This is a genomic window from Moraxella bovoculi, from assembly GCF_000988745.2.
GTDB lineage: Bacteria > Pseudomonadota > Gammaproteobacteria > Pseudomonadales > Moraxellaceae > Moraxella > Moraxella bovoculi.
Genome location: NZ_CP011381.2, coordinates 646,775 through 668,444 on the forward strand (window position 1 = coordinate 646,775; position 21,670 = coordinate 668,444).

Annotated in this window: 19 protein-coding genes, 3 tRNA genes and 3 pseudogenes; 9 read left to right on the forward strand and 16 right to left on the reverse strand. The window is 44.8% G+C overall.

Going from position 1 to position 21,670, the window contains the following annotated elements; all coding sequences use genetic code 11:
• Positions 1-3: 3 nt before the first annotated feature.
• Together AAX10_RS02955 and AAX10_RS02960 are read right to left on the reverse strand one after the other, a co-directional pair.
• Positions 4-753, reverse strand: coding sequence for a YebC/PmpR family DNA-binding transcriptional regulator (locus AAX10_RS02955; RefSeq protein WP_036365127.1), 750 nt, complete (start codon positions 751-753; stop codon positions 4-6).
• A gap of 72 nt (positions 754-825) precedes the next feature.
• Entirely contained in the window at positions 826-1,038 is a 213-nt protein-coding gene (locus AAX10_RS02960; RefSeq protein ID WP_149038842.1) for a hypothetical protein, read from the reverse strand.
• Positions 1,039-1,157: 119 nt separating this feature from the next.
• Here AAX10_RS02960 and AAX10_RS02965 point away from each other — a divergent pair, with 119 nt between their 5' ends.
• The gene (locus tag AAX10_RS02965; RefSeq protein ID WP_036365132.1) at positions 1,158-1,988 is read left to right on the forward strand and encodes an ion transporter; all 831 of its coding nucleotides are present in this window, start codon (positions 1,158-1,160) and stop codon (positions 1,986-1,988) included.
• Between the two features lie 60 nt (positions 1,989-2,048).
• Here the strand turns inward: AAX10_RS02965 and AAX10_RS02970 are convergent, their stop codons facing one another.
• The gene (locus AAX10_RS02970; RefSeq protein WP_046699781.1) at positions 2,049-4,577 is read right to left on the reverse strand and encodes a TonB-dependent hemoglobin/transferrin/lactoferrin family receptor; all 2,529 of its coding nucleotides are present in this window, start codon (positions 4,575-4,577) and stop codon (positions 2,049-2,051) included.
• A 237-nt stretch (positions 4,578-4,814) separates the two neighbouring features.
• On the opposite strand from AAX10_RS02970, the gene AAX10_RS02975 reads away from it, so the two are divergent.
• A complete protein-coding gene (locus tag AAX10_RS02975; protein WP_046699782.1) occupies positions 4,815-5,531 on the forward strand; it encodes a rhomboid family intramembrane serine protease in 717 nt (238 codons plus the stop codon).
• A gap of 53 nt (positions 5,532-5,584) precedes the next feature.
• On the opposite strand, the gene AAX10_RS02980 is transcribed toward AAX10_RS02975, so the two are convergent.
• A complete protein-coding gene (locus AAX10_RS02980) occupies positions 5,585-6,388 on the reverse strand; it encodes a UDP-2,3-diacylglucosamine diphosphatase (protein WP_046699783.1) in 804 nt (267 codons plus the stop codon).
• An 85-nt stretch (positions 6,389-6,473) separates the two neighbouring features.
• Complete coding sequence (locus AAX10_RS02985; protein ID WP_036365146.1) at positions 6,474-6,983, reverse strand: peptidylprolyl isomerase; 510 nt, start codon at positions 6,981-6,983, stop codon at positions 6,474-6,476.
• A 273-nt stretch (positions 6,984-7,256) separates the two neighbouring features.
• Here AAX10_RS02985 and AAX10_RS02990 point away from each other — a divergent pair, with 273 nt between their 5' ends.
• From AAX10_RS02990 to recJ, 4 genes are all read left to right on the forward strand, one after another.
• Positions 7,257-8,114, forward strand: a complete 858-nt coding sequence (locus tag AAX10_RS02990) for a DUF2272 domain-containing protein (RefSeq protein WP_158580292.1) — start codon at positions 7,257-7,259, stop codon at positions 8,112-8,114.
• Between the two features lie 148 nt (positions 8,115-8,262).
• Positions 8,263-10,020, forward strand: a complete 1,758-nt coding sequence (locus AAX10_RS02995) for a glutamine--tRNA ligase/YqeY domain fusion protein (RefSeq protein WP_046699784.1) — start codon at positions 8,263-8,265, stop codon at positions 10,018-10,020.
• Between the two features lie 151 nt (positions 10,021-10,171).
• Positions 10,172-11,107 (forward strand): 4-hydroxy-3-methylbut-2-enyl diphosphate reductase, encoded by a 936-nt coding sequence (gene ispH / locus AAX10_RS03000; protein ID WP_046699785.1) that lies wholly within the window; start codon positions 10,172-10,174, stop codon positions 11,105-11,107.
• A gap of 39 nt (positions 11,108-11,146) precedes the next feature.
• Positions 11,147-12,913 carry a single-stranded-DNA-specific exonuclease RecJ gene (recJ, locus tag AAX10_RS03005; RefSeq protein ID WP_046699786.1) on the forward strand — a complete coding sequence of 589 codons (1,767 nt, stop codon included), beginning with the start codon at positions 11,147-11,149 and terminating at the stop codon, positions 12,911-12,913.
• Positions 12,914-13,085: 172 nt separating this feature from the next.
• On the opposite strand, the gene AAX10_RS03010 is transcribed toward recJ, so the two are convergent.
• From AAX10_RS03010 to AAX10_RS10585, 5 genes and pseudogenes are all read right to left on the reverse strand, one after another.
• Positions 13,086-13,161, reverse strand: a tRNA-Asn gene (locus AAX10_RS03010).
• 1 nt (position 13,162) lies between these two features.
• Positions 13,163-13,238: transfer RNA gene (locus AAX10_RS03015), tRNA-Lys, on the reverse strand.
• An 86-nt stretch (positions 13,239-13,324) separates the two neighbouring features.
• A tRNA-Lys gene (locus AAX10_RS03020) sits at positions 13,325-13,400 on the reverse strand.
• Positions 13,401-13,510: 110 nt separating this feature from the next.
• Positions 13,511-13,717: pseudogene (locus AAX10_RS10255) on the reverse strand (macrolide ABC transporter permease/ATP-binding protein MacB); the annotation flags it as partial.
• Positions 13,714-14,249 (reverse strand): annotated as a pseudogene (locus AAX10_RS10585) (ATP-binding cassette domain-containing protein); the annotation flags it as partial. The pseudogenes AAX10_RS10585 and AAX10_RS10255, both read right to left, overlap by 4 nt.
• Positions 14,250-14,367: 118 nt before the next feature.
• On the opposite strand from AAX10_RS10585, the gene AAX10_RS03030 reads away from it, so the two are divergent.
• Together AAX10_RS03030 and AAX10_RS03035 are read left to right on the forward strand one after the other, a co-directional pair.
• Positions 14,368-15,195, forward strand: a complete 828-nt coding sequence (locus tag AAX10_RS03030) for an integrase core domain-containing protein (protein WP_226997804.1) — start codon at positions 14,368-14,370, stop codon at positions 15,193-15,195.
• Between the two features lie 57 nt (positions 15,196-15,252).
• Positions 15,253-16,074, forward strand: coding sequence for a class I SAM-dependent methyltransferase (locus AAX10_RS03035; protein WP_046699788.1), 822 nt, complete (start codon positions 15,253-15,255; stop codon positions 16,072-16,074).
• Positions 16,075-16,089: 15 nt separating this feature from the next.
• Here AAX10_RS03035 and AAX10_RS10040 read toward each other — a convergent pair.
• From AAX10_RS10040 to leuS, 6 genes and pseudogenes are all read right to left on the reverse strand, one after another.
• Positions 16,090-16,299, reverse strand: a pseudogene (locus AAX10_RS10040) (hypothetical protein); the annotation flags it as partial.
• A gap of 159 nt (positions 16,300-16,458) precedes the next feature.
• Positions 16,459-16,599, reverse strand: a complete 141-nt coding sequence (locus AAX10_RS10045; protein ID WP_158580296.1) for a hypothetical protein — start codon at positions 16,597-16,599, stop codon at positions 16,459-16,461.
• 14 nt (positions 16,600-16,613) lie between these two features.
• Positions 16,614-16,745 carry a hypothetical protein gene (locus tag AAX10_RS10475; protein WP_267284330.1) on the reverse strand — a complete coding sequence of 44 codons (132 nt, stop codon included), beginning with the start codon at positions 16,743-16,745 and terminating at the stop codon, positions 16,614-16,616.
• 169 nt (positions 16,746-16,914) lie between these two features.
• Complete coding sequence (holA, locus tag AAX10_RS03040; RefSeq protein WP_046699789.1) at positions 16,915-17,934, reverse strand: DNA polymerase III subunit delta; 1,020 nt, start codon at positions 17,932-17,934, stop codon at positions 16,915-16,917.
• A 2-nt stretch (positions 17,935-17,936) separates the two neighbouring features.
• Positions 17,937-18,425 (reverse strand): LPS-assembly lipoprotein LptE, encoded by a 489-nt coding sequence (locus AAX10_RS03045; RefSeq protein WP_046697969.1) that lies wholly within the window; start codon positions 18,423-18,425, stop codon positions 17,937-17,939.
• 19 nt (positions 18,426-18,444) lie between these two features.
• Positions 18,445-21,048, reverse strand: a complete 2,604-nt coding sequence (leuS, locus tag AAX10_RS03050; protein ID WP_046699790.1) for a leucine--tRNA ligase — start codon at positions 21,046-21,048, stop codon at positions 18,445-18,447.
• Between the two features lie 100 nt (positions 21,049-21,148).
• On the opposite strand from leuS, the gene AAX10_RS03055 reads away from it, so the two are divergent.
• Positions 21,149-21,502 carry a Spx/MgsR family RNA polymerase-binding regulatory protein gene (locus tag AAX10_RS03055; protein ID WP_046699791.1) on the forward strand — a complete coding sequence of 118 codons (354 nt, stop codon included), beginning with the start codon at positions 21,149-21,151 and terminating at the stop codon, positions 21,500-21,502.
• Positions 21,503-21,670 lie beyond the last annotated feature (168 nt).

Below are 21,670 nucleotides of genomic sequence, written 5' to 3' on the forward strand. Positions count from 1 at the left end.
TGATTAAGCATCAAGCTGTGCCATGACGTCATCGCTAAAATTGACGTTGGTATAGACTTCTTGCACATCGTCTAAATCTTCTAGCATATCGATCATTTTTAGCACTTTTTGAGCGTCGTCGATGTTGTCGATATCAGCGGTGGTGCTTGGTGACATGGTAACTTCCATACTGTCAGCTTTTAGATCGGCTGCCAGTAAGGCATCCACCACAGCGCCGAAGTCATTAGGCTCTGTGATGACAAGCAGGCTTTCACCGTCATTCTCGATGTCGCTTGCGCCTGCTTCTAGGGCGACCTCCATGACCTTATCTTCTAATGATACATCACCAAAGACAATCTCGCCACGCTTAGAGAACAGATACGCCACTGAGCCTGATGTGCCTAGGTTGCCACCGTGTTTGCTAAACGCATGGCGAACTTCGCCCACCGTACGGTTTACGTTGTCGGTCATGGTCTCAACGATGACTGCCACACCGCCCACGCCATAGCCCTCATAGGTAATCTCTTGGACGTTGTCGCCTTCTCCGCCGCCTTGACCGCGCTCAATCGCACGCTTAATCACGTCTTTGGTCATGTTGGCGGCGTTGGCTTTTTCTAGCACGGCACGCAGGCGTGGGTTGTTGGCAGGGTCTGGGTCGCCACCTTTACTGGCAGATACGATTTCACGAATGATTTTGGTAAAGATTTTGCCTTTTGCGGCGTCTTGTTTAGCTTTACGATGTTTGATGTTTGCCCATTTACTATGACCTGCCATAGAATGCACCTTTTAAATGAAAATAATAAAATAGGTTATTATACAAGGTTTGGGCGAATTTGCCAATATTTGCTAGGGGCAATGTGTGCGATGATGCGTTTCTTGATATTCTGGCGAACTCATGTCAGGATAGCCTTGTGGTGTGCGTAGGGCCAGGATATGGCGTTGGCAATTTGGGTCGTAAGTCGGGTAGGTTTGGGGTGTTTGACGCTTATTTTCAGAAAAATCTGTCATGTTCATGCAAGCGGTCAGGACAAGGGGTAGCATTAAGATGATGATTCTCATGATGAATCAAATGTAAAAAGCCTAAAACGTATCAATCATAACAAGAATTTTGTAAAAATACTATCCCAAGCCCTAACTTTATTATAAAATACACCCATCTTTCTCTCATTCTATCTTGCATGAAAGCCCCTGTTTACAAAAAAAGCCTGCCCTTAAAAGAGAAAATCCACATCGTCATCGAAGGCACAGACACCCGAACAGGTAAGTTCTTTGATGTGGTACTGCTGATTGCTATTGCATTGTCGGTGGCGGTGGTCATGCTCGATAGTGTGTTGATTTTGCGACTGCAGTACGGTCAGCTGTTTTTTTATGCTGAATGGCTGTTTACTATTCTTTTCACCATTGAATACGCGATGCGATTGTATTCTGCGCCGAATCGCAAGCGTTATGCATTTAGCTTCTTTGGGATTATTGATTTGCTGGCATTATTACCAAGCTATCTAAGCTTGTTCTTCATGGGTACGCAGTATCTGCTTGTGGTGCGTATTCTGCGTATTTTGCGAATCTTTAGGGTGTTTAAATTACGATCATACATGCAGCAGGCGGGATTTTTGGCGGCGGCGTTTAAGACCAGTCAGCATAAGATCATCGTGTTTTTCTTGTCGTTGTTGTTGCTTGTGACGATTTTTGGTTCGGTCATGTATGTGGTTGAAGGTCCTGAGAATGGCTACACCAGTATTCCGTTGTCGATTTATTGGGCGGTTGTGAGTTTGACGACGGTGGGTTATGGTGACATCTCACCAAAAACCCCAGTCGGTCAGGCGATCGCATCGATGGTCATGATTACAGGTTATGCGATCATTGCCGTGCCGACGGGGATTTTTACCGCTGAGCTTACCCGAACCATGCGCCCACAGCTGCATCCCATCAGTTGCCCAAAATGCGGTAAATTCGGCCATGCATCCAACGCCAAGTTCTGCGACCGATGCGGGCATGATTTGCACGTCTAAATAGAGTTAACAAAATAAAAGCCAATCGCGATGGATTGGCTTTTTTTTATTGAGAAATGATTAGAATTCATAAGTGAGCGATAAGGCGTAGTTACGACCTGGCGAGGTGTATCTTTGCATACCATCGCCACTCACCATAGCATTGATATTTTTGGCACCCATAAAAGTTCTTAATGTTTCCCAACTATGGTATTTCTCATTGAAGATGTTATAAGCACCTGCCGAAACATTAAATCCATTGTTGAAGCGTTTGGTGCCATATAGATCAAATAGGGTATAGGATTTGCTGTATGGTAGGTAGTCGGAGACTGTAATAGTATTGTTTGGACCGTCAATTTTGGCATCATTTGCTTTCTTTGAACCAACATAACGTAAACGCCCATGAATATCATAGCCGTCGTCAGCAGCATGATAGTCAAAGCCGACGACACCATTTGCTGGCATATTAGCGATAAGATTTGTACCTCGACTGGTACTATCTTTGCTAATGGCATACTCGCCCATTAGTTGCAATGTGCCATTTAGTTTGGATATTTCAGAAATATCCCATGTGCCACCAATACGTCCGCCATAAGTCTTGGCAGAGTCTACATTATAATAATTAATGGTATCATAGCCAACGCCACCAAAATCTCTATTCTCAATTTTGATGTTAATAAAATCATTGTAATCTACATAGTATCCGCCTAGCTTAACGCCAAATGTATCAAACTCGCCTTTGAATTCTAATTCATGGTTTTTTGAAGTTTCGGGTTTAAGACCATGTATAAAGCCAGTCTCTTCACGTACACCCATCCCACTAAATGCACTATAAAGCTGAGTAACGGTTGGCATTAGAAATCCGGTGGAGTATTTGTAACTGGCTTTCCAATTATCATTAAACTGATACCCTAAGCCGATTTTATAAGTAACAGCATCTTCTTTGTAGGGGTGATTGTTTGTAAATGCTTGTTGGAATTTTTCTCGATAGGACTGAAAATCAGCTACTTGCGCATAACACGCAGCTAATTTAGCTGGATCGTAAAGCCATGAGCTAAAACCATAGGATTGATTACAGGTATCATTATTGCGTCCAGTATTGTTCTGTAACAATCCATAACCTGCATCTGGAAATCTGCTAAATAATGATTTTTGATAATCTGTAAATTCTGGCTTGTATTTATAATTATCATATCTTACACCAAGTTGTGCATCTAATTTGTCATTTAGTCGAACATCATCAGAGACTACAAATGAAAAAATATTACGCTCTATGTTAGGTGTATAGACAAATGTGTCATTGGCAAGACTATCAGAGCCATTGCACATCCATTTGCTACTACCTGGACAAGCGTTTTTATTTTGGGGTGTTGCCGAATGGTCCTTGTTAGTATACTGAAAGACAGTGCTAAATTTATGTGAGCCAAATTCATCAAAGTCGATTGGGAGAAAATCGGTGCTCAAACGAAACTGTTTGGTAGTGTCAGATGTTGGGCGGTGTTCTGAGGTGTAGGCATCATTTGAGTCAACCAAACCAGTAAGCCAACTTGTAAAGCGCACATCAGTATGAGCAATTCCTTTTACTTTTTGGTGAGCAAATTCAATGTTTGTTTCATCTATCAATTGGCTATATTTGGGTAGATAGCGATAATTAATACCATAACTTTCCATATTTGCTTTGTCATGAGACATGCGACGTTGGCTTTTTAATGTGCCTTTGGTGATGGCATAACTGTGGTCTTTTCGACTAAGATAATTGCCAAATATACCAAAGCGATGTTCGTCATTCACATGATAGTATATTTTAGCCAAAAGATTGTCGCTTTTATAATCGCTCGGGTCGGGTAATATCCCACTTGTTCCTACTTCATTACTAGGAAAATTGTAATCAATAGCCAATTTATCAGAATTATGTTCTTCCATGCGATGATTTTTGAGTTCATGACCTTCACGGCGAACATAATTAACCAGTCCTTCTAGGTGTTTGGTACTGGCTGCCAGACCAACAGCTGCCATATTTTCTTCACTTTTACTCGCATAGCCAATTTTGGCATACCCACCAAAATTATTGCCATTTCTAATAAGATCGGAGGGCTCTTTTGAGGTGTAAGTAACGGCACCTCCTAGCGAGCCATTACCTGAGGTAAGAGAGTCTGCCCCTGTCTGAATGCTAATGTTTCTCATAATTTCAGGATCAATTGCAAGGCGACCGCTATACATATAACCGTAAGGCATATATATCTGATTGACTTCTAATTCAGGTAAAGCCATGCCATCTACGCTCATGGATACTCGGTTTTCATCCACGCCACGAATAGCAAAACCCTTGCTACCAAAACGACCTGTTTCAGCAACTGCCACTTCGGGGTTGTAGCGTACTAAATCACGATTATCTTGCACAATCTGCTCATCAAGCTCACGGCGTGTGACGATCTTCTCGCCAACTTTTTCTCTGGGTTTGACATTTACGGTGACATTTAGAGCATCTAGCGTGACTTTAGGTTCGTTAGTATCTTGAGCGGTCGATTGGGTGCTATAAGCCATCATTGCAGGAATGATGAGCGCCAGCAGCACTTTATTGGTTTTTGGAAAGGGTGCGTGTTGTGCCATGCGGTTTTCCTTGGTTGAATATAAATAAAGTTGAACAAAGACTGTCCAAAGCGTAGCAATGTTAACAATTTATTACAATAATGTAATTTATGGGGAATTATAACCGAGTCATTTTATTAGGTAAATAATAATCTATTTTATTTGGCTATAATTTTCAATTAAATAATATCATCATTAATAAATAATAGGTTGAAAAAGGGTATAATGCTGATTCTTGGATTGGTATTGATGTGATTTATGAACTTTCAGAATTTATTAATAAAAGCACCCGTCACCTTGTTGTTGATTGTGATTTTTGTGGGGTTTGCCTTATACCAGCTCACCCAAGGTGTTAGCATGGATAATCCTAGCACGAGTGATTTGTTGCGCTTTGGGGCGAATTTTTTGCCGTTGTCGCTCACGCATGAGCCTTGGCGTATGATTTCTAGTGTCTTTTTACATATTGGGATCATTCATCTGCTTTTTAATGGTTTTGCGGTGTACTATTTTGGACAAGTTACAGAACAGATCATTGGTAAGTGGCAGTTTTTGATGTTGTTCTTGTTGTCAGCGTTGGGTGGTAATTTGCTAAATCTATTCATCACTTGGCAGGATGTACAAGCAGGTGAATCGGTGGGGCTGTCAGCAGGCGCGTCGGGCGGCATCATGGGACTTGGTGCATTCTTATTGGTACTGGCGGTGATGCATGCGCCGACGATGTTCGTCTTGAACACCAAAAACCTATTCGTCGTGATGGCGATTAACCTTCTGATGGGGTTTGCACTGCCGGGCATTGACAATGCAGCGCATATTGGCGGCGCATTGGTTGGGGCGCTGTTTGGGATGGTGGTGTCATTGGTGTTGAAATCTAAGCTGTCGCGCGCATGGTTTTGGAAGATGTCAATGGTTGTAGCGGTAGTCTTTGGCGTGGTTTGGTGGCAGCTACATACTCAGGTTTTGGCGCTAATAGCCTAAGATAAGACCATTAGATTGCTCTTTTGAAATGTAAATACCAAGTGGTTTTGACATCAGACAGGATGGCAAAATTCCCATAAGCCCATCTCACCATCATCAAGCACTGCCCCGATAACTGCCGTTACTTGATTGCTATTAAGTCGCCAGTCACCAAGAACGACTCTTTTTTTACCATCAATGTGATGCACGGCTGGCCGATGCGTGTGCCCATGCATCAGAATGTCGCATGTAGCTAGGGCGTTGTGAGTTGCATTGTCATTCACGTCCATGATGACGGCAGTTTTTTGGGATTTGTCGTTTTGGGATTTTTGTTTGATGTTTTGAGCGAGCTGCCTGCGTTTGGTCAGTGGCTGCTTTAGGATTAGCCAAGAGACGATGGGGTTTTGGATGATTTTGCGGTAGCGTTGATAGGCTTTGTCATCGGTACACATGCGATCACCATGTTCTAGGCGCAATCTTGATGCGTTGGATAAAGTTAAAAAATAAGGTTCTTTAATCAGTGTGCCACCTAGGACATCGCACAGACCTTGGCGTATCATAAAGTCGCGATTGCCGTGCATGACGTAAATGGCGGTCTTGTGGGATAGCTTCTTTAACTGATTTAAAATGAACGTAAGCCAATGCTCAGACTTCTGGGCATCAGATAAACTTAAATAATCATCATCACCAATCCAGCTATCCAGCCAATCCCCTAGGATATAGAGTGTCTGCAGATTTGGCAGGGCCATCAACTCCTGTAATAGTGCCAAAAACGCCTGATTCAGCATTGCGGTGTCGGCAGATAAATGCAAGTCGCTCACAAATACCATGTGGATGTCATGAGGCTTGGTGGTTAGAAGATGGTTGAAATCTTGCATGGCGAATCAGCGTTTGAATTTATGAGTGATGAAAATCACAAAAAGGGCGAAAAACTATTCCGCCCTTTGTGGTGTTTGCTTTGGGTTATTTTGAGATAACTTTGGCAGAGTTGATGACGATTGGCGTGCTAGGTACGTCTGAATGGTAGCCATAGCGACCTGTTGCCACACCTTTAATTTGATTAACCACATCCATGCCGTCGGTTACTTTACCGAATACTGCATAACCCCAGCCTTGTGGTGTTGGGCTTGAGTAGTTTAGGAAGTCGTTGTTTTTAACGTTAATAAAGAACTGAGCGGTTGCAGAATGTGGGTCTTGGGTACGAGCCATGGCGATGGTGCCGATGTCGTTTTTTAGACCGTTGTCAGCTTCGTTCTTGATCGGTGTGCCGGTGCGTTTTTCGTTCATGTCCGCATCCATGCCGCCGCCTTGAATCATAAAGCCATCAATCACACGGTGGAAAATTGTACCGTCGTAATGACCGCTTTCAACGTAGTCGATGAAGTTGGCAACGGTGACAGGGGCTTTTTCGGCGTTTAGTTCGATGACGATGGCGCCGTGAGTGGTGTCAAATTGTACAACAGGCATATCCATGATTATTCCTTACAATAAAATAAAAAGTTAAGTATCAAAAATGATGGCCAAATTATAGCATACCCTTAATCAAATCCCAATCAAAAGCCAAAAAAATTACATAACCCACCCGCGCTATTAAGCCATCATTAATCTGCGTAAAACTTACGCAAAAATAGGGATGCGGCTTGCCAAGTGGGAAATTGAACCCAAAGTCATACCTATGCTACAATGCCCCAAAATCATAAATCACCTATAAGAATAATGCCAAATCTAAAAAGCTGCTTAAGCTTCATGTTACCTACATTATTACTGGCCGGCTGCGCAAGTATCGATTCATCAGACCGACAAGTTCGGCGTGCACAATTGTGGCAGTCGCCATCAGTCAGCTTTCCTAATCATACCAGTAAAGCTGAGCGAATTCGCGCCATCGCCATCAGAGAGCATCAAGCATGGGGTGAGCCTTTTATTACCGCTCAGGGACACATCGCCAAGTATAACCATTATGAATCACAGAATGCTCGATTGACAGATGGGGTTTATGCGTGGGAGCGGGTGACAGCCTATTGGCGCGACAGCGGTGCTCTGCCGCGGTTAGACAGGTCTTTTAATTATCAAAACTGTAATAAGTTGGATACGAGTCACAATTCAAACACGAATATCTGCCGAGCCTTTGCCAGTGATGTGGCATGGTCGGCAGCGTTCATCTCCTATGTGATGGCGCAGGCGGGTATTGAAGATTTTTATGTGTCGCCGCGCCATTATGATTATATGTATCGTGCGTGGCAACAAAAGGGCAGTTATCACGCTAAGAATCCTAAGCAGACAGTGCCCAAGGTCGGGGACATGCTGTGCTATGTGCGTGGCGGTTCATCGCTGTCTAGCCATGAGGCACTGACCGACCATATGGCGAATCAATCTGGAGGATTGCCTACGCACTGCGACATCGTCACGCAGATTGATCAGTCTAAGGCAGAAGCATGGCTGATCGGTGGCAATGTGCTGCACGCCGTCATGCTAAGAAAGCTGCCCATCGATGACGATGGTCGTTTTGCCTTGCCCAAATACCAAGGGGAGTGCAATCCACAAAGTGAGCAAAAGTGTAATCTCAATCAACAAAATTGGCTGATGTTATTACAGCTGCAGCCTTAAATCTGAAGCATGCCTTGAAGTGCTTATAAAAATTCTACAATTTGTTTTTGTGGAATTTTTTATTGTCATAAACTGTGTTAAAATAGCATGATTTATGCTAATTTTGGGCGACGAATTGCCCTTAAAAATAACTGAAAAAAGGTAATCCATGACCGACATCACCACTGAGAAGAATGATTTTATTCGTCAGATTATTCGTGACGACTTGGCGAGCGGCAAGCACGACAGCATCGTTACTCGCTTTCCACCAGAGCCGAATGGTTATCTGCACATCGGGCACGTCAAATCCATCTGCCTAAACTTTGGCGTGGCAAAAGAGTTTGACGGCTTGTGCAATCTTCGCTTTGATGACACCAACCCAACCGCTGAGAAGCAGGATTATGTGGACAGCATCAAGGCGGACGTTGAGTGGCTTGGCTTTAAATGGGCGGGCGATGTGCGCTATGCGTCTCATTATTTTGACCAGCTGCATGCATGGGCGATTCAGCTCATCAAGCAAGGCGATGCTTATGTAGACTTTCAGACGCCTGATGAGATTCGTGAGCATCGCGGTGGCTTTGGCAAGCCGTCTGTCGAATCGCCACAGCGAAATGCGACCATCGAAGAGAACTTGGTGCACTTTGATGACATGAAAAATGGCAAATACAAAGAAGGTCAAGCCGTACTTCGTGCCAAGATTGACATGAATCATGCCAACATGAACATGAGAGATCCTGTCATCTATCGTGTCATGCACGCTCACCATCATCAGGCGGGAGACAAGTGGTGCATCTACCCGATGTACGATTATGCTCATCCGCTGTCAGATGCGATCGAGAACATCACGCATTCGCTGTGCACGCTTGAGTTTGAAGATCATCGCCCGTTTTATGATTGGGTGGTTGAGAAAGTTGGCTTTGAAGTGCCACCACGCCAATATGAATTTAGCCGTCTAAACCTAGATCACACCCTAACTTCTAAGCGTAAACTTAAACGCTTAGTGGACATGGGCGTCGTCTCAGGCTGGGATGATCCGCGCATGCCAACCGTGGCTGGTATGAGACGTCGCGGTTATCCTGCTGAGGGTTTGCGTGATTTTTGTGAGCGCATTGGCGTATCTAAAGCAGATGGCGTCGTTGATTTTCGTCAGTTGGAATTTAGTGTGCGTAGCACGCTCGAGAATACTACCGCACGTGGCATGGCGGTGCTAAGACCATTAAAAGTCACCATTGCTAATTTTGATGAGGCGGTGGCAGACTTTGAAACTCTTAAAAAAGATACTGTTAAGGCGCGTCTGGACGATGACGTCCTGTGGCTAACTCAGCCTAAGCATCCAAATGTTGATATGGGCAATCGTGAAATTCCATTCACCAAGACCATTTACATTGATCAGACCGATTTTGAAGTGAATCCACCGGCAGGCTACAAGCGACTGTCGCCAGAGAACCGTGAAATCCGCCTACGTAACAGCTACATCCTAAAAGTAGAGGACCACATCACCGATGATAATGGTGATGTGGTCGAGTTGATCGCCACCATCGATCCTAAGACGCTGGGTAATAATCCTGAGGGACGCAAGGTCAAAGGTGTGATTCACTGGGTGTCAGCAATTCACGGTGTGGATGCAGTGGTGCGCCTGTATGAGCATCTATTATTAGAAGATGATGAGATCAATCAAGATGCTACCTTGCACGAAAAAGACATGCTTGATGCGGATACAGATGCTGATACACTATGGATTAAGCAGCACCTAAATCCTAATTCGATCACGACCTATCAAGCGGTGGTTGAGCCATCTTTGGCAGAAGTGTCAGGCGGTGAGAGATTCCAGTTTGAACGTGAAAGCTACTTTGTGGCGGACATTGTCGAGACGACCAAAGAGCTGCCTGTATTTAACCAGATCGTTGGCTTAAAAGACAGCTTTTGATATTAGCCAACCAACCAAACCGCATGTTTATCGTGCGGTTTTTTATTTGTATTTAAAAATAAAATCCCCAACCATCAATCAATTAATGCGTAAAATCCCCGAATATGATAAAGTAGTCAGTTAAAATAAACAAAAATAACAGAGTGATTATATGAAGATCTTATTAGCCAATCCACGCGGTTTTTGTGCCGGCGTGGATAGAGCCATCGCCATTGTTAATGAGGCATTGCGCCGCTTTAATCCGCCCATTTATGTGCGTCATGAAGTGGTTCATAATAAATTCGTGGTTGAAGATCTTGCCAACCGCGGGGCGATATTCGTTGAAGAGCTTGATGAAGTGCCTGATGGCGCGATTGTGATTTTTTCGGCGCATGGCGTATCTAAGGCAGTTGAGGACGAGGCAGCTCGACGTAATTTGACTGTATTTGATGCCACTTGCCCCTTGGTGACCAAAGTTCATATCGAGGTGGGTAAATTTGCCAAAGAAGGCATGGATGCGATTTTGATCGGGCATGCAGGACATCCTGAAGTTGAAGGGACGATGGGGCGATTTGATACGACCTTTGGCGGGCGCATTTATCTGGTTGAGGATGCTGATGATGTTGCGAATTTAGATTTTGAAGAAGACAAGAAGCTTGCTTTCGTTACTCAGACCACGCTGTCGATGGATGATACGGCTGTGGTGATTGATGCATTAAAGGATAAATTCCCACAAATCAACGCCCCGCGTAAGGACGACATCTGCTACGCCACCCAGAACCGTCAGGATGCGGTAAAGTCGTTGGCGGCAAACTGTGACATCGTTCTGGTGGTCGGGTCGCCAAATTCTTCTAATTCTAACCGCCTAAGAGAGCTTGCCAAGCGACTGGGTGCTAAGGCTTATCTTATTGATAACGCCAGCCAAATGGATCGTTCATGGTTTGATGGTGTGGTATGTGTGGGTGTAACGGCAGGCGCATCAGCCCCTGAAGTGCTTATCCAAGAAGTGCTAGACACCCTGCAATCATGGGGCGCCCAAAGCCCAGAAGAGATCAGTGGCATCGAAGAGAATGTTACATTTAGCCTGCCAAAATCCTTGCGTGCGTGATTGGTCTGGATTTAAGAATCAAAACAAAGAAGAATTACAATGACAAAGCTTAATTTATCACTGCGCTACACAGGTGAGATTGATGATGAACTGGTTCAGGCGTTCGGTTCTGTGACTTTGGCGCGTGTGCTGCTCGCTCGTGGCATTCACGATGAGGCACAGCTAGATACTTCGGTAGGACAGCTGTTGCCTGCATCTGACTTAACAGGACTTGATGAGGCAGCGACCTTAATCAGTCAAGCGATCGATGAGCAAAAGCGTATTTTGATCGTAGGTGACTTTGATTGTGATGGTGCAACTTCAACAGCGCTCATGGTTCGCTGCCTAAAAGAGATGGGTGCTGATGTGAATTTCTTGGTGCCTGATCGATTTAAATTTGGTTATGGATTGACACCAGAGATTGTCAGCTATGGCGCAGAGGAATTTAACCCAGAGGTTATCATCACTGTGGATAATGGCATCTCAAGCCATGACGGTGTCATGCGCGCCGATGAGCTTGGCATCCAAGTCATCATCACAGATCACCATCTGACCACCAAGCCATCTCCGAGTGCCGCCGCTGTCGTGAATCCTAACCAACAAGGCTGTAATTTTGGCAGTAAATCCCTGGTCGGCGTGGGTGTGGCATTCTATGTCATGGGTCGTGTGGCGCGCATCCGCCGTGAAGCAGGGCTATCAACGACAAGTGTCGCCAAGTATCTAGACCTTGTGGCGCTGGGTACGGTGGCGGATGTTGGAACATTGGATCAGAACAACCGCATCTTAGTGACGCATGGGGTAAATGCCATCCGTAGTGGACGTGCTTGTCATGGGGTGCTTGCGATATTAGAGCAGTCGGGTCGCGACCATGAGAAAATCAGTAGCGATGACTTGGGTTTTGCCATTGCTCCCCGCATTAATGCTGCAGGGCGTATGGATAACATGCGCACAGGCGTTGAATGCTTATTGGCGGATGATTGGAGCCGAGCGCATACGCTGGCGTTGGAGCTGAATAAATTGAATCACTCGCGCCGCGCCATCGAGACGCAAATGCGAGATGAAGCGAACGACATCATTCATGAGTTGCACCTTAGCTCTGCAGAAGAGATCAGCCTGCCGCGCGCCATCATTCTATACCAAGACAACTGGCATCAGGGGGTTATTGGCATCGTCGCAGGCAGAATTAAGGAGTGCCTGTATCGTCCGACCATCGTATTCGCTCCAGCAGATGCCCAAAAAACTGACGACGATGACTACATCAAAGGTTCAGCCAGATCCATCGCTGGCGTGCACATTCGTGATGCCATTGAGGCGGTGGCGATCGCACATCCGCACTTGATCACGCATTTTGGTGGGCATGCCATGGCGGCAGGACTTACGATTAAAAAGCGGCATTTTGATGAATTCATGCAGGAGTTCTTGATGGTGATGGATGAATTTGATGAGTTGATATTTAACGAAGAGCATTTCACAGATGGCGAACTGCTGCCCGAGGACTTTAGCCTAAGATTTGTATCAGAATTAAAGAGCGTCAGCGTTTGGGGTAACGGCTTTGCACCGCCTAGCTTTGATGGTGAATTTGAGGTGTTAAACTTCCGTGTGATGAAGGATAAGCACCTAAAACTAACCCTTCGCCTACGTCAGGTTCAGTATCCCATTGATGCCATTTGGTTTAATTATGATGCGGACAAATGGGATTATCGCGCCAGTCATGTGCACATCTTATTCGCCTTGGAGATTAACGAATGGCAGGGCAATCAGAGCCTACAACTGGTCATCAAAGATTTGGCAGTAAGCCAAATTGCACCGATGATGTCGCCGTATTAAGAATAAAAAGCGCGTTCAAATGAATGCGCTTTTTTATTTGGTTAATAGTTGAACCGCAATTTATTCATTATGAATATCAGTAACTAAGGTCGGTGACTTGACAATTACAACGAATGATTTAATAGATATAAAAAGAAAGCCCTTCTCGTTATGAGAAGGACTTCTTGGAATATGGCTCCCCAACCTGGGCTCGAACCAGGGACACACGGATTAACAGTCCGATGCTCTACCAACTGAGCTATTGGGGAATGGTGGGTCGTGCAGGATTCGAACCTGCGACCAATTGATTAAAAGTCAACTGCTCTACCAACTGAGCTAACGACCCAATTTGTGTTGCGTATTATACTAGATAATTTCAACTTTGCAAGTATTTTTTTAAATATTTTTAAAACTAACTTGCTATTAGGATAATGGTGGGTCGTGCAGGATTCGAACCTGCGACCAATTGATTAAAAGTCAACTGCTCTACCAACTGAGCTAACGACCCTTATCGCTAATGTGGTGCGTATTATACAGTATATTTAGATGTTTGCAAGTGGTTTTTTATATTTTTTATAAAAAATCGCAAACCTTTAAGTTTGCGATTTTATTGAGTGATTAATTATGTGCCAACGCATCCACAGGGTTGAGCCTTGACGCGTTACGGGCGGGCAAAAAGCCAAGCACAATGCTGATAAGCGTTGAGCAGATAAAGGCAACCACGATAGATAACGGTGAGTAAATCACACCCACGCTGTCGCCCCCCCCAAATTTATTGACAAGACTGCCTACATCAAAGGCAAGTAAAATCCCTAAGACACCGCCCCAAGCCCAAGCCCCACGATAGACACCACAGAGTCGATACCGATGATAATCCCAAGCATGGTTAAAAGCGTTCGCATTTTATGCCTTTCATGGCATAGATAGACATTTTAAAGGCTTCTTTTAGGCGGTCTATCACGCCAAATAGGGTGTTTTTGAGCCAAAGGTATTTTTGCTTGTGGCGGTGTTTTGAGTATTGTGATTATTATCTTGCTGTTCTTGATTTTTGGCATTATCAGTATAATAATCGGCGATGATATGCCCGTCCTTTAACTCAATCACCCGCTCGGCTTGGTTTGCCAAACTCGGGTCGTGCGTTACCATGATGATGGTGTGTCCGTCATCTTTTAGGCGGTGCAAGATGTTCATCACTTCCTTGCCAGAGCCACTATCCAACGCCCCTGTCGGCTCGTCTGCTAGGATAATGTCGCCCATTCATCAAAGCCCTTGCGATAGAGACACGCTGTTGCTGACCGCCTGAGAGCTGATTGGGGCGGTTGGTGGTTTTCTCGCCTAGGCCTAATTTGTAAAATAACCCCCGTTATTTACAGTATTTAAGGTAAAATACTGCAAATGAACATACACAAAAACACAAGACTGCTTCCCCACCATGGGAAGCCATTTGGATTGCTTACTATAAGAACAAGCAATCAGTGACTTCACTGGCACTCGAGTACAAAGTATCAAGACCTACCATTTACAAGGTCTTAAAACTTGCTCGCATTAAACTCCTTAAGCCTCAAACCAGTACCAATAATCGCTTTAAACAAGCCAAGTATGGCATTAAACGCTTGGCTAAGGTTGAAAAATCCATTCAAGACAAACTCAAAAGGCAAGCCAAGCGATACAACAAGTCCTATTTTGGTGAGATGGTTCATGTAGATGCCAAACGCTTACCTTTACTTAAAGGACAAAGTACAAACAGTCCTAGAGAATATCTGTTTGTTGCCGTAGATGACTATTCTTGTGAACTGTATGCTGCCATACTGCCTGACAAAACAGCCTTTGGTGCAGCACAGTTTCTGGTAGAGCAAGTGATAGAACCTTGTCCTTACCAAATTGATGTTATTTACTCTGACAATGGCACTGAATTTAAAGGCACAACACAGCATGAATTTGTCAAAGTATGTTATGATAACCACATCAACCAAAAATTTACCAAAGTAGGCAGACCACAAACCAATGGCAAAGCTGAACAGGAGATACGAACATTAATAGAGCTTTGGCATCATCAACATGAGTTTGTCAGCAGTGAACATAGAAAGCAAGAATTAACCAGATTTCTTAATTTCTACAACACTGTTAGACCACATTCATCTTTAACCAAAAAAGATGAGATTACAGGAAAAACTTTGACTTTTACGCCTTATGAATGGTTAGAGTTTTATTTTAGGCAGAGTGTAAATAACGGGTGGGTTTTTTACAGATTAGCAACTATGCTATACTACAAATATGGATTATTCATTGCTCATTTTGTTTAGTATATGAATCCTAATACGACCAAGATTTTAATACAGACGCAACATAAGGAAAAAACAATGAACCAACAAAGTACTTTAACGCTTGCAGGCATTCCTGAAACGATGCTGATTACATTGTGGGCAAAAGCGATTGAAAGCCAGCACAAAAACCCCATCATCAAAGACGAAAAAGCCTCAGAGCTTATTCAACAAATTGATTATGATTTTAACAAATTTAAACGGTCAGCATTTTCACAAGTTGGTATTGCCACACGAGCAAAACTAATTGATGATGAGACACTTGCCTTTATTAACAAACATTCGCAGGCAATTATTATTCAAATTGGTGCAGGTCTGGATACCAGATTTTATCGGCTTGGTTGTCCAAGCCATATTGTTTGGTATGATATTGATGTGTCAATGGCTATGGCTTATAGAAGCAAACTAATCGCACCCCAAGACAATGTGCATATGCTTGATTTTTCAATGCTTGATAAAGAATGGGTGGCGTATATTCAAAATAAAGATTTGCCAATTTTGGTGATTGTTGAGGGCGTGCTGATGTATTTTGATGAAAGTAAGGTGCGTCAATTTTTTGATTTGTTATGTGATAATTTTAATCATCTTGAAGTTGTTTTTGATATGTTGTATTATAAAGGTGTCGGTAATGTCAAAAAAACCGATGCCGTCTCAAAAACAAAAGACCAACCTGAATATCTTTGGTCAATGTTAAATAGTCGGGATATTGAACACTGGCATCACAAAATTCATTTTGTCAAAGAATACCATATGAGCGATTATTATGGTAATCGCTGTCCCTTTCCTTTTAATTTATTATATAAATTGCCTTATTTTTATAAAAACTTTAATCAAAGAGTTGTCAAATTGGAGCTATATTAACTATACCCAAACAACCTAATTGATGGCGGCTTGCTGACTCTTGATGGTGGTCTTGGCATTCTCCACGTCGTCGATGGCATTTTGCACATTGGCGCGTGCTGCTGCGACATTCGCCTCGGCAACCTCAACGGGAGCCTTGGCGTCATCATAGTCTTGGCGACTGACTGCATCAATCTCAACCAATTCTGCCAATCTATCAAAGGCTTTTTTTGGCCTTATTAAGCTCGCTGATGCGCGTCTCTAGTGCGGCATTGCTGCTGTCAATCGTACCGTGGCTGGAAGTCAGATTGCTCTGAGCTTGAGCTAGGCGACGTTAGCCTGATTGAGATTCGCCTCGACATTGGGGACGGTGTTTTTTTTGTTGTACTTGGTTAATTTGGGTGATCAGGTCGCCTTTTTTTTGACTTCATCACCCACGTCCACGTACAGCTTGACAATTCGCCCTGATGCCTGAGCCCCCACATCCACGCTTTGAATGGGATTGACCTTGCCTGACGCCATGACCGTGTTTTCAATGTCGCCCATCACCGCATCGGCAGTCAGATAGGGCGCGGTGCGGCTTCTTTGGGTTTAAAGAAATAATAAAGCGCAAGAGCGATCAAGGCAAGCAAGATAACGATGATTGACAACTTGGCGTACTTGGTAAATTTGGGTTTGGCGACTGTGTTCATAATCACCTGCGGACAATGATTAAAGGGCAAATAGGATTAAAATATCGATGAAATATAAAAATATTTTGGCAAAAATTTAAAAATGATAAAAGCGACTTATGATATCAATGTCATCTGTGTATAGTATAGGTCAAACCAGTATCTTTGTGCGTATTTTTTTAATTTTGTGTTACGGCGTTGTAAGCTGGTTAGACCCCATTGGTGTACCGCACAGTGACAAAACCAACTGCTGCAACAGGTACCATACATTGGCATCATTAACACCTTTGATGGTCGTATCTATGTCATAAATGGCGCTTAGCCAAGATTGGCTTGTTAAGGTTGGTGAGCGTCTGGCAGCGTTCGTGTAGCTTGATATTTTATTGCGCCAGATTCCTAGGTTGCTTGGGTTTTTGCCTGCTTGGATTTGTAGGATGAGGCGCGCATCTTTGGCGAGTGCCCATAGGACAATGCTTGGCGCAATGTCGGTATTTTTTAGATGATTGAGAATTTGTAGGGCTTTTGGGGTGTTGCCTGCCAGTACGGTGTCGGATAAGTCAAAGACGCTAAATTCCGCACCGTCCACAAGGCAGGTTGTGAGCATGTCGATGTCAATGATAGCATTCGGGTATAGTAATGACAATCGCCAAAGATTTTGATGGGCGGTAAGTAGGTTATGCTCGGTATGCGTCATGAGCATCTGCCAAGCGTCGGCATTTAGGGTAACGCCAATATGACGCGCTTGCATCCTAAGCAGCTCGCCGCGCATCCTTTCATCGTAAATGTTGCCATCGATGATGAGTCCAAGTTGGTCGAACAGCTTGATGGCTTTGGTGCTGAGTGATTTTTTGTCTTGTTTTGGGGTTTGCCACAGTAGATGATGCAGTGTGTCTGGCGCAATACGAGCCAGAGCATCAAGAGTGTCTTTGTCGGGCTTATGGTTGCCAGAGACGATGATTGCGCTGGCATCACCGAACAGGCTTAAGCTGTCAAGTTCAGCGATGACATTTGTCCAAGATTTGGCTGAGGTCAGCTCGATGCGTTTGATGGTCTGTTCGTTTGCTTGCCAGATGGGGCGACAAGCATCAATGATCCACTGACTAATCAGCGGCTCATCTGAATGAATGAGCCAAAAGCCTTGAATGGGCTGACTGCTTGCAGGGTCCGCACCCCGAAGCTGCTCATACAGAGGTATAAAACGCTGCTGCATTATCAGAGTTTGGCTTTGGCGTAATACTGTTCAGCGATACGCTGAGCCAAGTGATCGTAGAGCCGCGTTTTGGTTTTCTCACCTTGTTGATCGACGGTAACGACACTGGCCTCATTGTATTGATAGCTTTGCTCAACTTGAACAGGCGCGCGATGAGTCTGACCGCCGATGGTGTAACTAACATCTGCCATCATCACCAAGCGAACCTCGGTTAAGGTACCAACCAATTCGTAACGACGCAGACGAAGATTGTCTACTTTGACGGTGTTGACGGCAGTCGCTTGCTCTGATACACCTAATAGCTGTAAGCGCTTAACCAAAGGACGCTTTAACCCTAGTGCAAATTGGTTATCTTCTAAGATTAGCTGAGTGCTAAGGTTGGTAGGGGCAACCACAACAGCTGTACGATCGCTGCCGCGTAGGGCAAAGCCACAAGCACTTAGGCTTGTCGCTGCTGCTACCACAAATGCTAGTGCAAGGGCTTTTTTCATGTTGATTCCTATTTATCAATCAGCCTGCAACCACGAAGCTGACCAGTTTATTTGGTACGACGATGGCTTTTTTGATCTCACCCGTCAAGAATTTATCAACGCCATCGACAGCTTTGGCAAGGCCGATAAGTGTGTCATTATCCAAGCCTGTCGCTACATCCATCTTGCCGCGAACTTTGCCATTTACCTGAACGACCATGGTAATGGTGTCATTGGCAAGGGCTTCTTTGTCAAGGCTGGGGAAGCTGATGGCACGACTATCAAAGCCGAACTGTTCTAGCAGATACTCACCAGCATGAGGCGCATACAGAGCCAGCATCGACAGTAGGGTAACGATGGATTCGTGACGTGCTGCCAAGTCGTTGGTGTCATTCACATCGAAGCTGCCAATCTCATTAGCAAGCTCCATGAGAGATGAGACAGGCGTGTTTAGCGCCAGATGCTCGCCCAGACTGACATCGATCTTGGCGATGGTCTCGTGCGTCTTACGGCGTAGGTCTTTAGCAGCTTTGGTTAGTGTATTCTTATCGATTGCAAGGTTGTTATTACCATCGATGGCGGCTAGGTGCTCATTGGTGATGCGCCATACTTTTTTGACGAAGTTGTGCGGGCCTTTTAGTGCTGAATCTGACCACTCTAGTGTCTGATCGGCAGGTGCGGTAAATAGCGTGTATAGACGGACGGTGTCAGCCCCATATTGCTCGATGATCTCTTGTGGGTCAACGCCGTTGTTCTTCGATTTTGACATCTTCTCGATCTTACCAATCACGACAGGCTGACCGTCGGCGATTAGGGTCGCTTCACCATTCTCGACATTAACCTCGTGTGGGAAATAGTAAGTCGTCGAACCGTCCGCATTCTCACGATAGAAAGTTCCTGCCAGAACCATACCCTGAGCCAGTAGGTTGGCAAATGGCTCGTCGCCACCGACCAGACCCTCGTCACGCATGACCTTATGGAAGAAGCGAGCGTATAATAAGTGTAGCACTGCATGCTCAACACCGCCCACATACTGATCTACGGCAAGCCATTTGTCTGCGCCTGCACGACCCACCATCTGCGTGTCGTCATGTGGTGTGGTGAAGCGCTGAGCATACCAGCTACTCTCTACGAAGGTATCAAAGGTATCTGTCTCGCGCTCGGCAGGCTGTCCGCATTTTGGGCAGGTGCAGTCGATGAATTCTGGCATGGATTTAAGTGGGTTGCCACGTCCGTCAGGCACGACATCAGTCGGTAATACGACAGGCAGATCGGCTTCATCGACAGGAACAGTGCCGCAGTATTCGCAGTTGATCATCGGAATTGGGCAGCCCCAATAACGCTGACGAGACACACCCCAGTCACGCAGACGATACTGAGTGGTGATTTTGCCTTTGTCGCCTAGAATCTGTGCGATCTTAGCGGTGGCGTCATCTTTATTAAGACCATCTAGCTCGCCTGAATTAATGCACACACCGCCTTTGTCGCCATACCATTCTTGCCAGTTCTTATTATCATAAGCCTGTCCGCCCACGTCGATCACTTGGCGGATGGGTAGGTTGTATTTATTGGCAAATTCAAAGTCACGTTCATCGTGGGCGGGTACTGCCATGACTGCGCCCGAACCATAGCTCATCAGTACGTAGTTGGCAACCCAGACAGGCACACTTTGACCTGTAATGGGGTGGATTGCAACCAAGCCTGTATCCATGCCGACTTTCTCGGCTTTGGCAAGGTCTGCTTCTGCGACTGAGCCTTGTTTGCATTCTGCGCAGAACTGGGCGACCGCTTCGTTGTGACGGGCGGCATATTGAGCCAATGGGTGCTCGGCTGCAACTGCAAGGTAAGTCACGCCCATGATGGTGTCAGGGCGGGTGGTGAACACGTTGAGCTTGTCGGTTTGACCATCGATCTCATAAGCGAATTCCAGCTCCATGCCGTGGCTTTTGCCGATCCAGTTTTGTTGCATGGACAGGACTTGCCTTGGCCATTTGTTTTCTAACAGTTTTAAATCGTCAAGCAGTTCGTCAGCATAATCGGTGATTTTGAAGTAGTACATTGGGATGTCGCGTTTTTCAACGATTGCGCCAGAGCGCCATCCACGACCGTCTACGACTTGCTCATTGGCAAGGACGGTGTTGTCCACAGGATCCCAGTTTACGGTAGATAACTTCTTATAAACCAAGCCTTTTTTGTAAAGCTGTAAAAATAACCATTGTTCCCACTTGTAATATTCTGGGTTGCAGGTGGCGAATTCACGAGACCAATCGATAGACAGACCCAAGGCGTTTAATTGGGTGCGCATGTGATTGATGTTGGATATCGTCCATGCATAAGGAGCGACACCGTTGTCGATGGCCGCGTTCTCGGCAGGTAAACCAAACGCATCCCAGCCCATCGGTTGCATGACGTCATAGCCCTTTTGGCGGTAGTAGCGAGACAATACGTCTGTGATGGCGTAGTTACGCACGTGCCCCATGTGTAGCTTACCACTTGGGTAGGGGAACATGGATAGCATATAGCGGGTGGGTTTGCCGTTGTCGTTATTATCCGTGTGGTAGCGGTTTTCGGCTTGCCATTTGGCTTGTTGGGTGCTTTCTAAGGTATGAAAATCGTAGTCTTTTAAGGGCTGATTGGTTGTCATAATTGGCTCATGAAATAAAGATGAACATAGAAAATTTAACATACTATTATAGCTGATTTTTGCTATAATTTGCTAATATTTTGTAAAGCGAGACACCCCCATGACGACCATTTACGGCATAAAAAACTGTAACACCATGAAAAAAGCCTTTGATTTTTTAAATCAAAACAGCATAGCGCATGAATTTTTTGATTATAAAAAGTCGGTACTAAGCCAAGATGACTTCACCAAATTTGTGACAACCTTTGGCGAGAAAGTCATCAACAAGCAAGGCACAACTTACCGCAAGCTAGATGATACCACCAAAACGGTACTAACCAGTGGCGATGTGTCCGCCATGTATGAGATAGTCAAGGACAACCTTAGTGTGCTAAAACGTCCAATAGTAGTGGGCGATGACGTGGCACTTATCGGCTTTGATGAGAGCGAGTGGAGCGGGGTGTTTTGGGTGTGATGTTTATTTATATTAGATAAACTTTGTTCTAAATAAAAGCTTGGCTATTGGACGAATAAACCCCTTATCATCCGATGTAAAACTGCATAAATTTTATGAGATTCTGAATTTTAATAAAATTCGGGCAATTTAACATCATTATCGCCCAACCTTATTGCTTACTCGCAC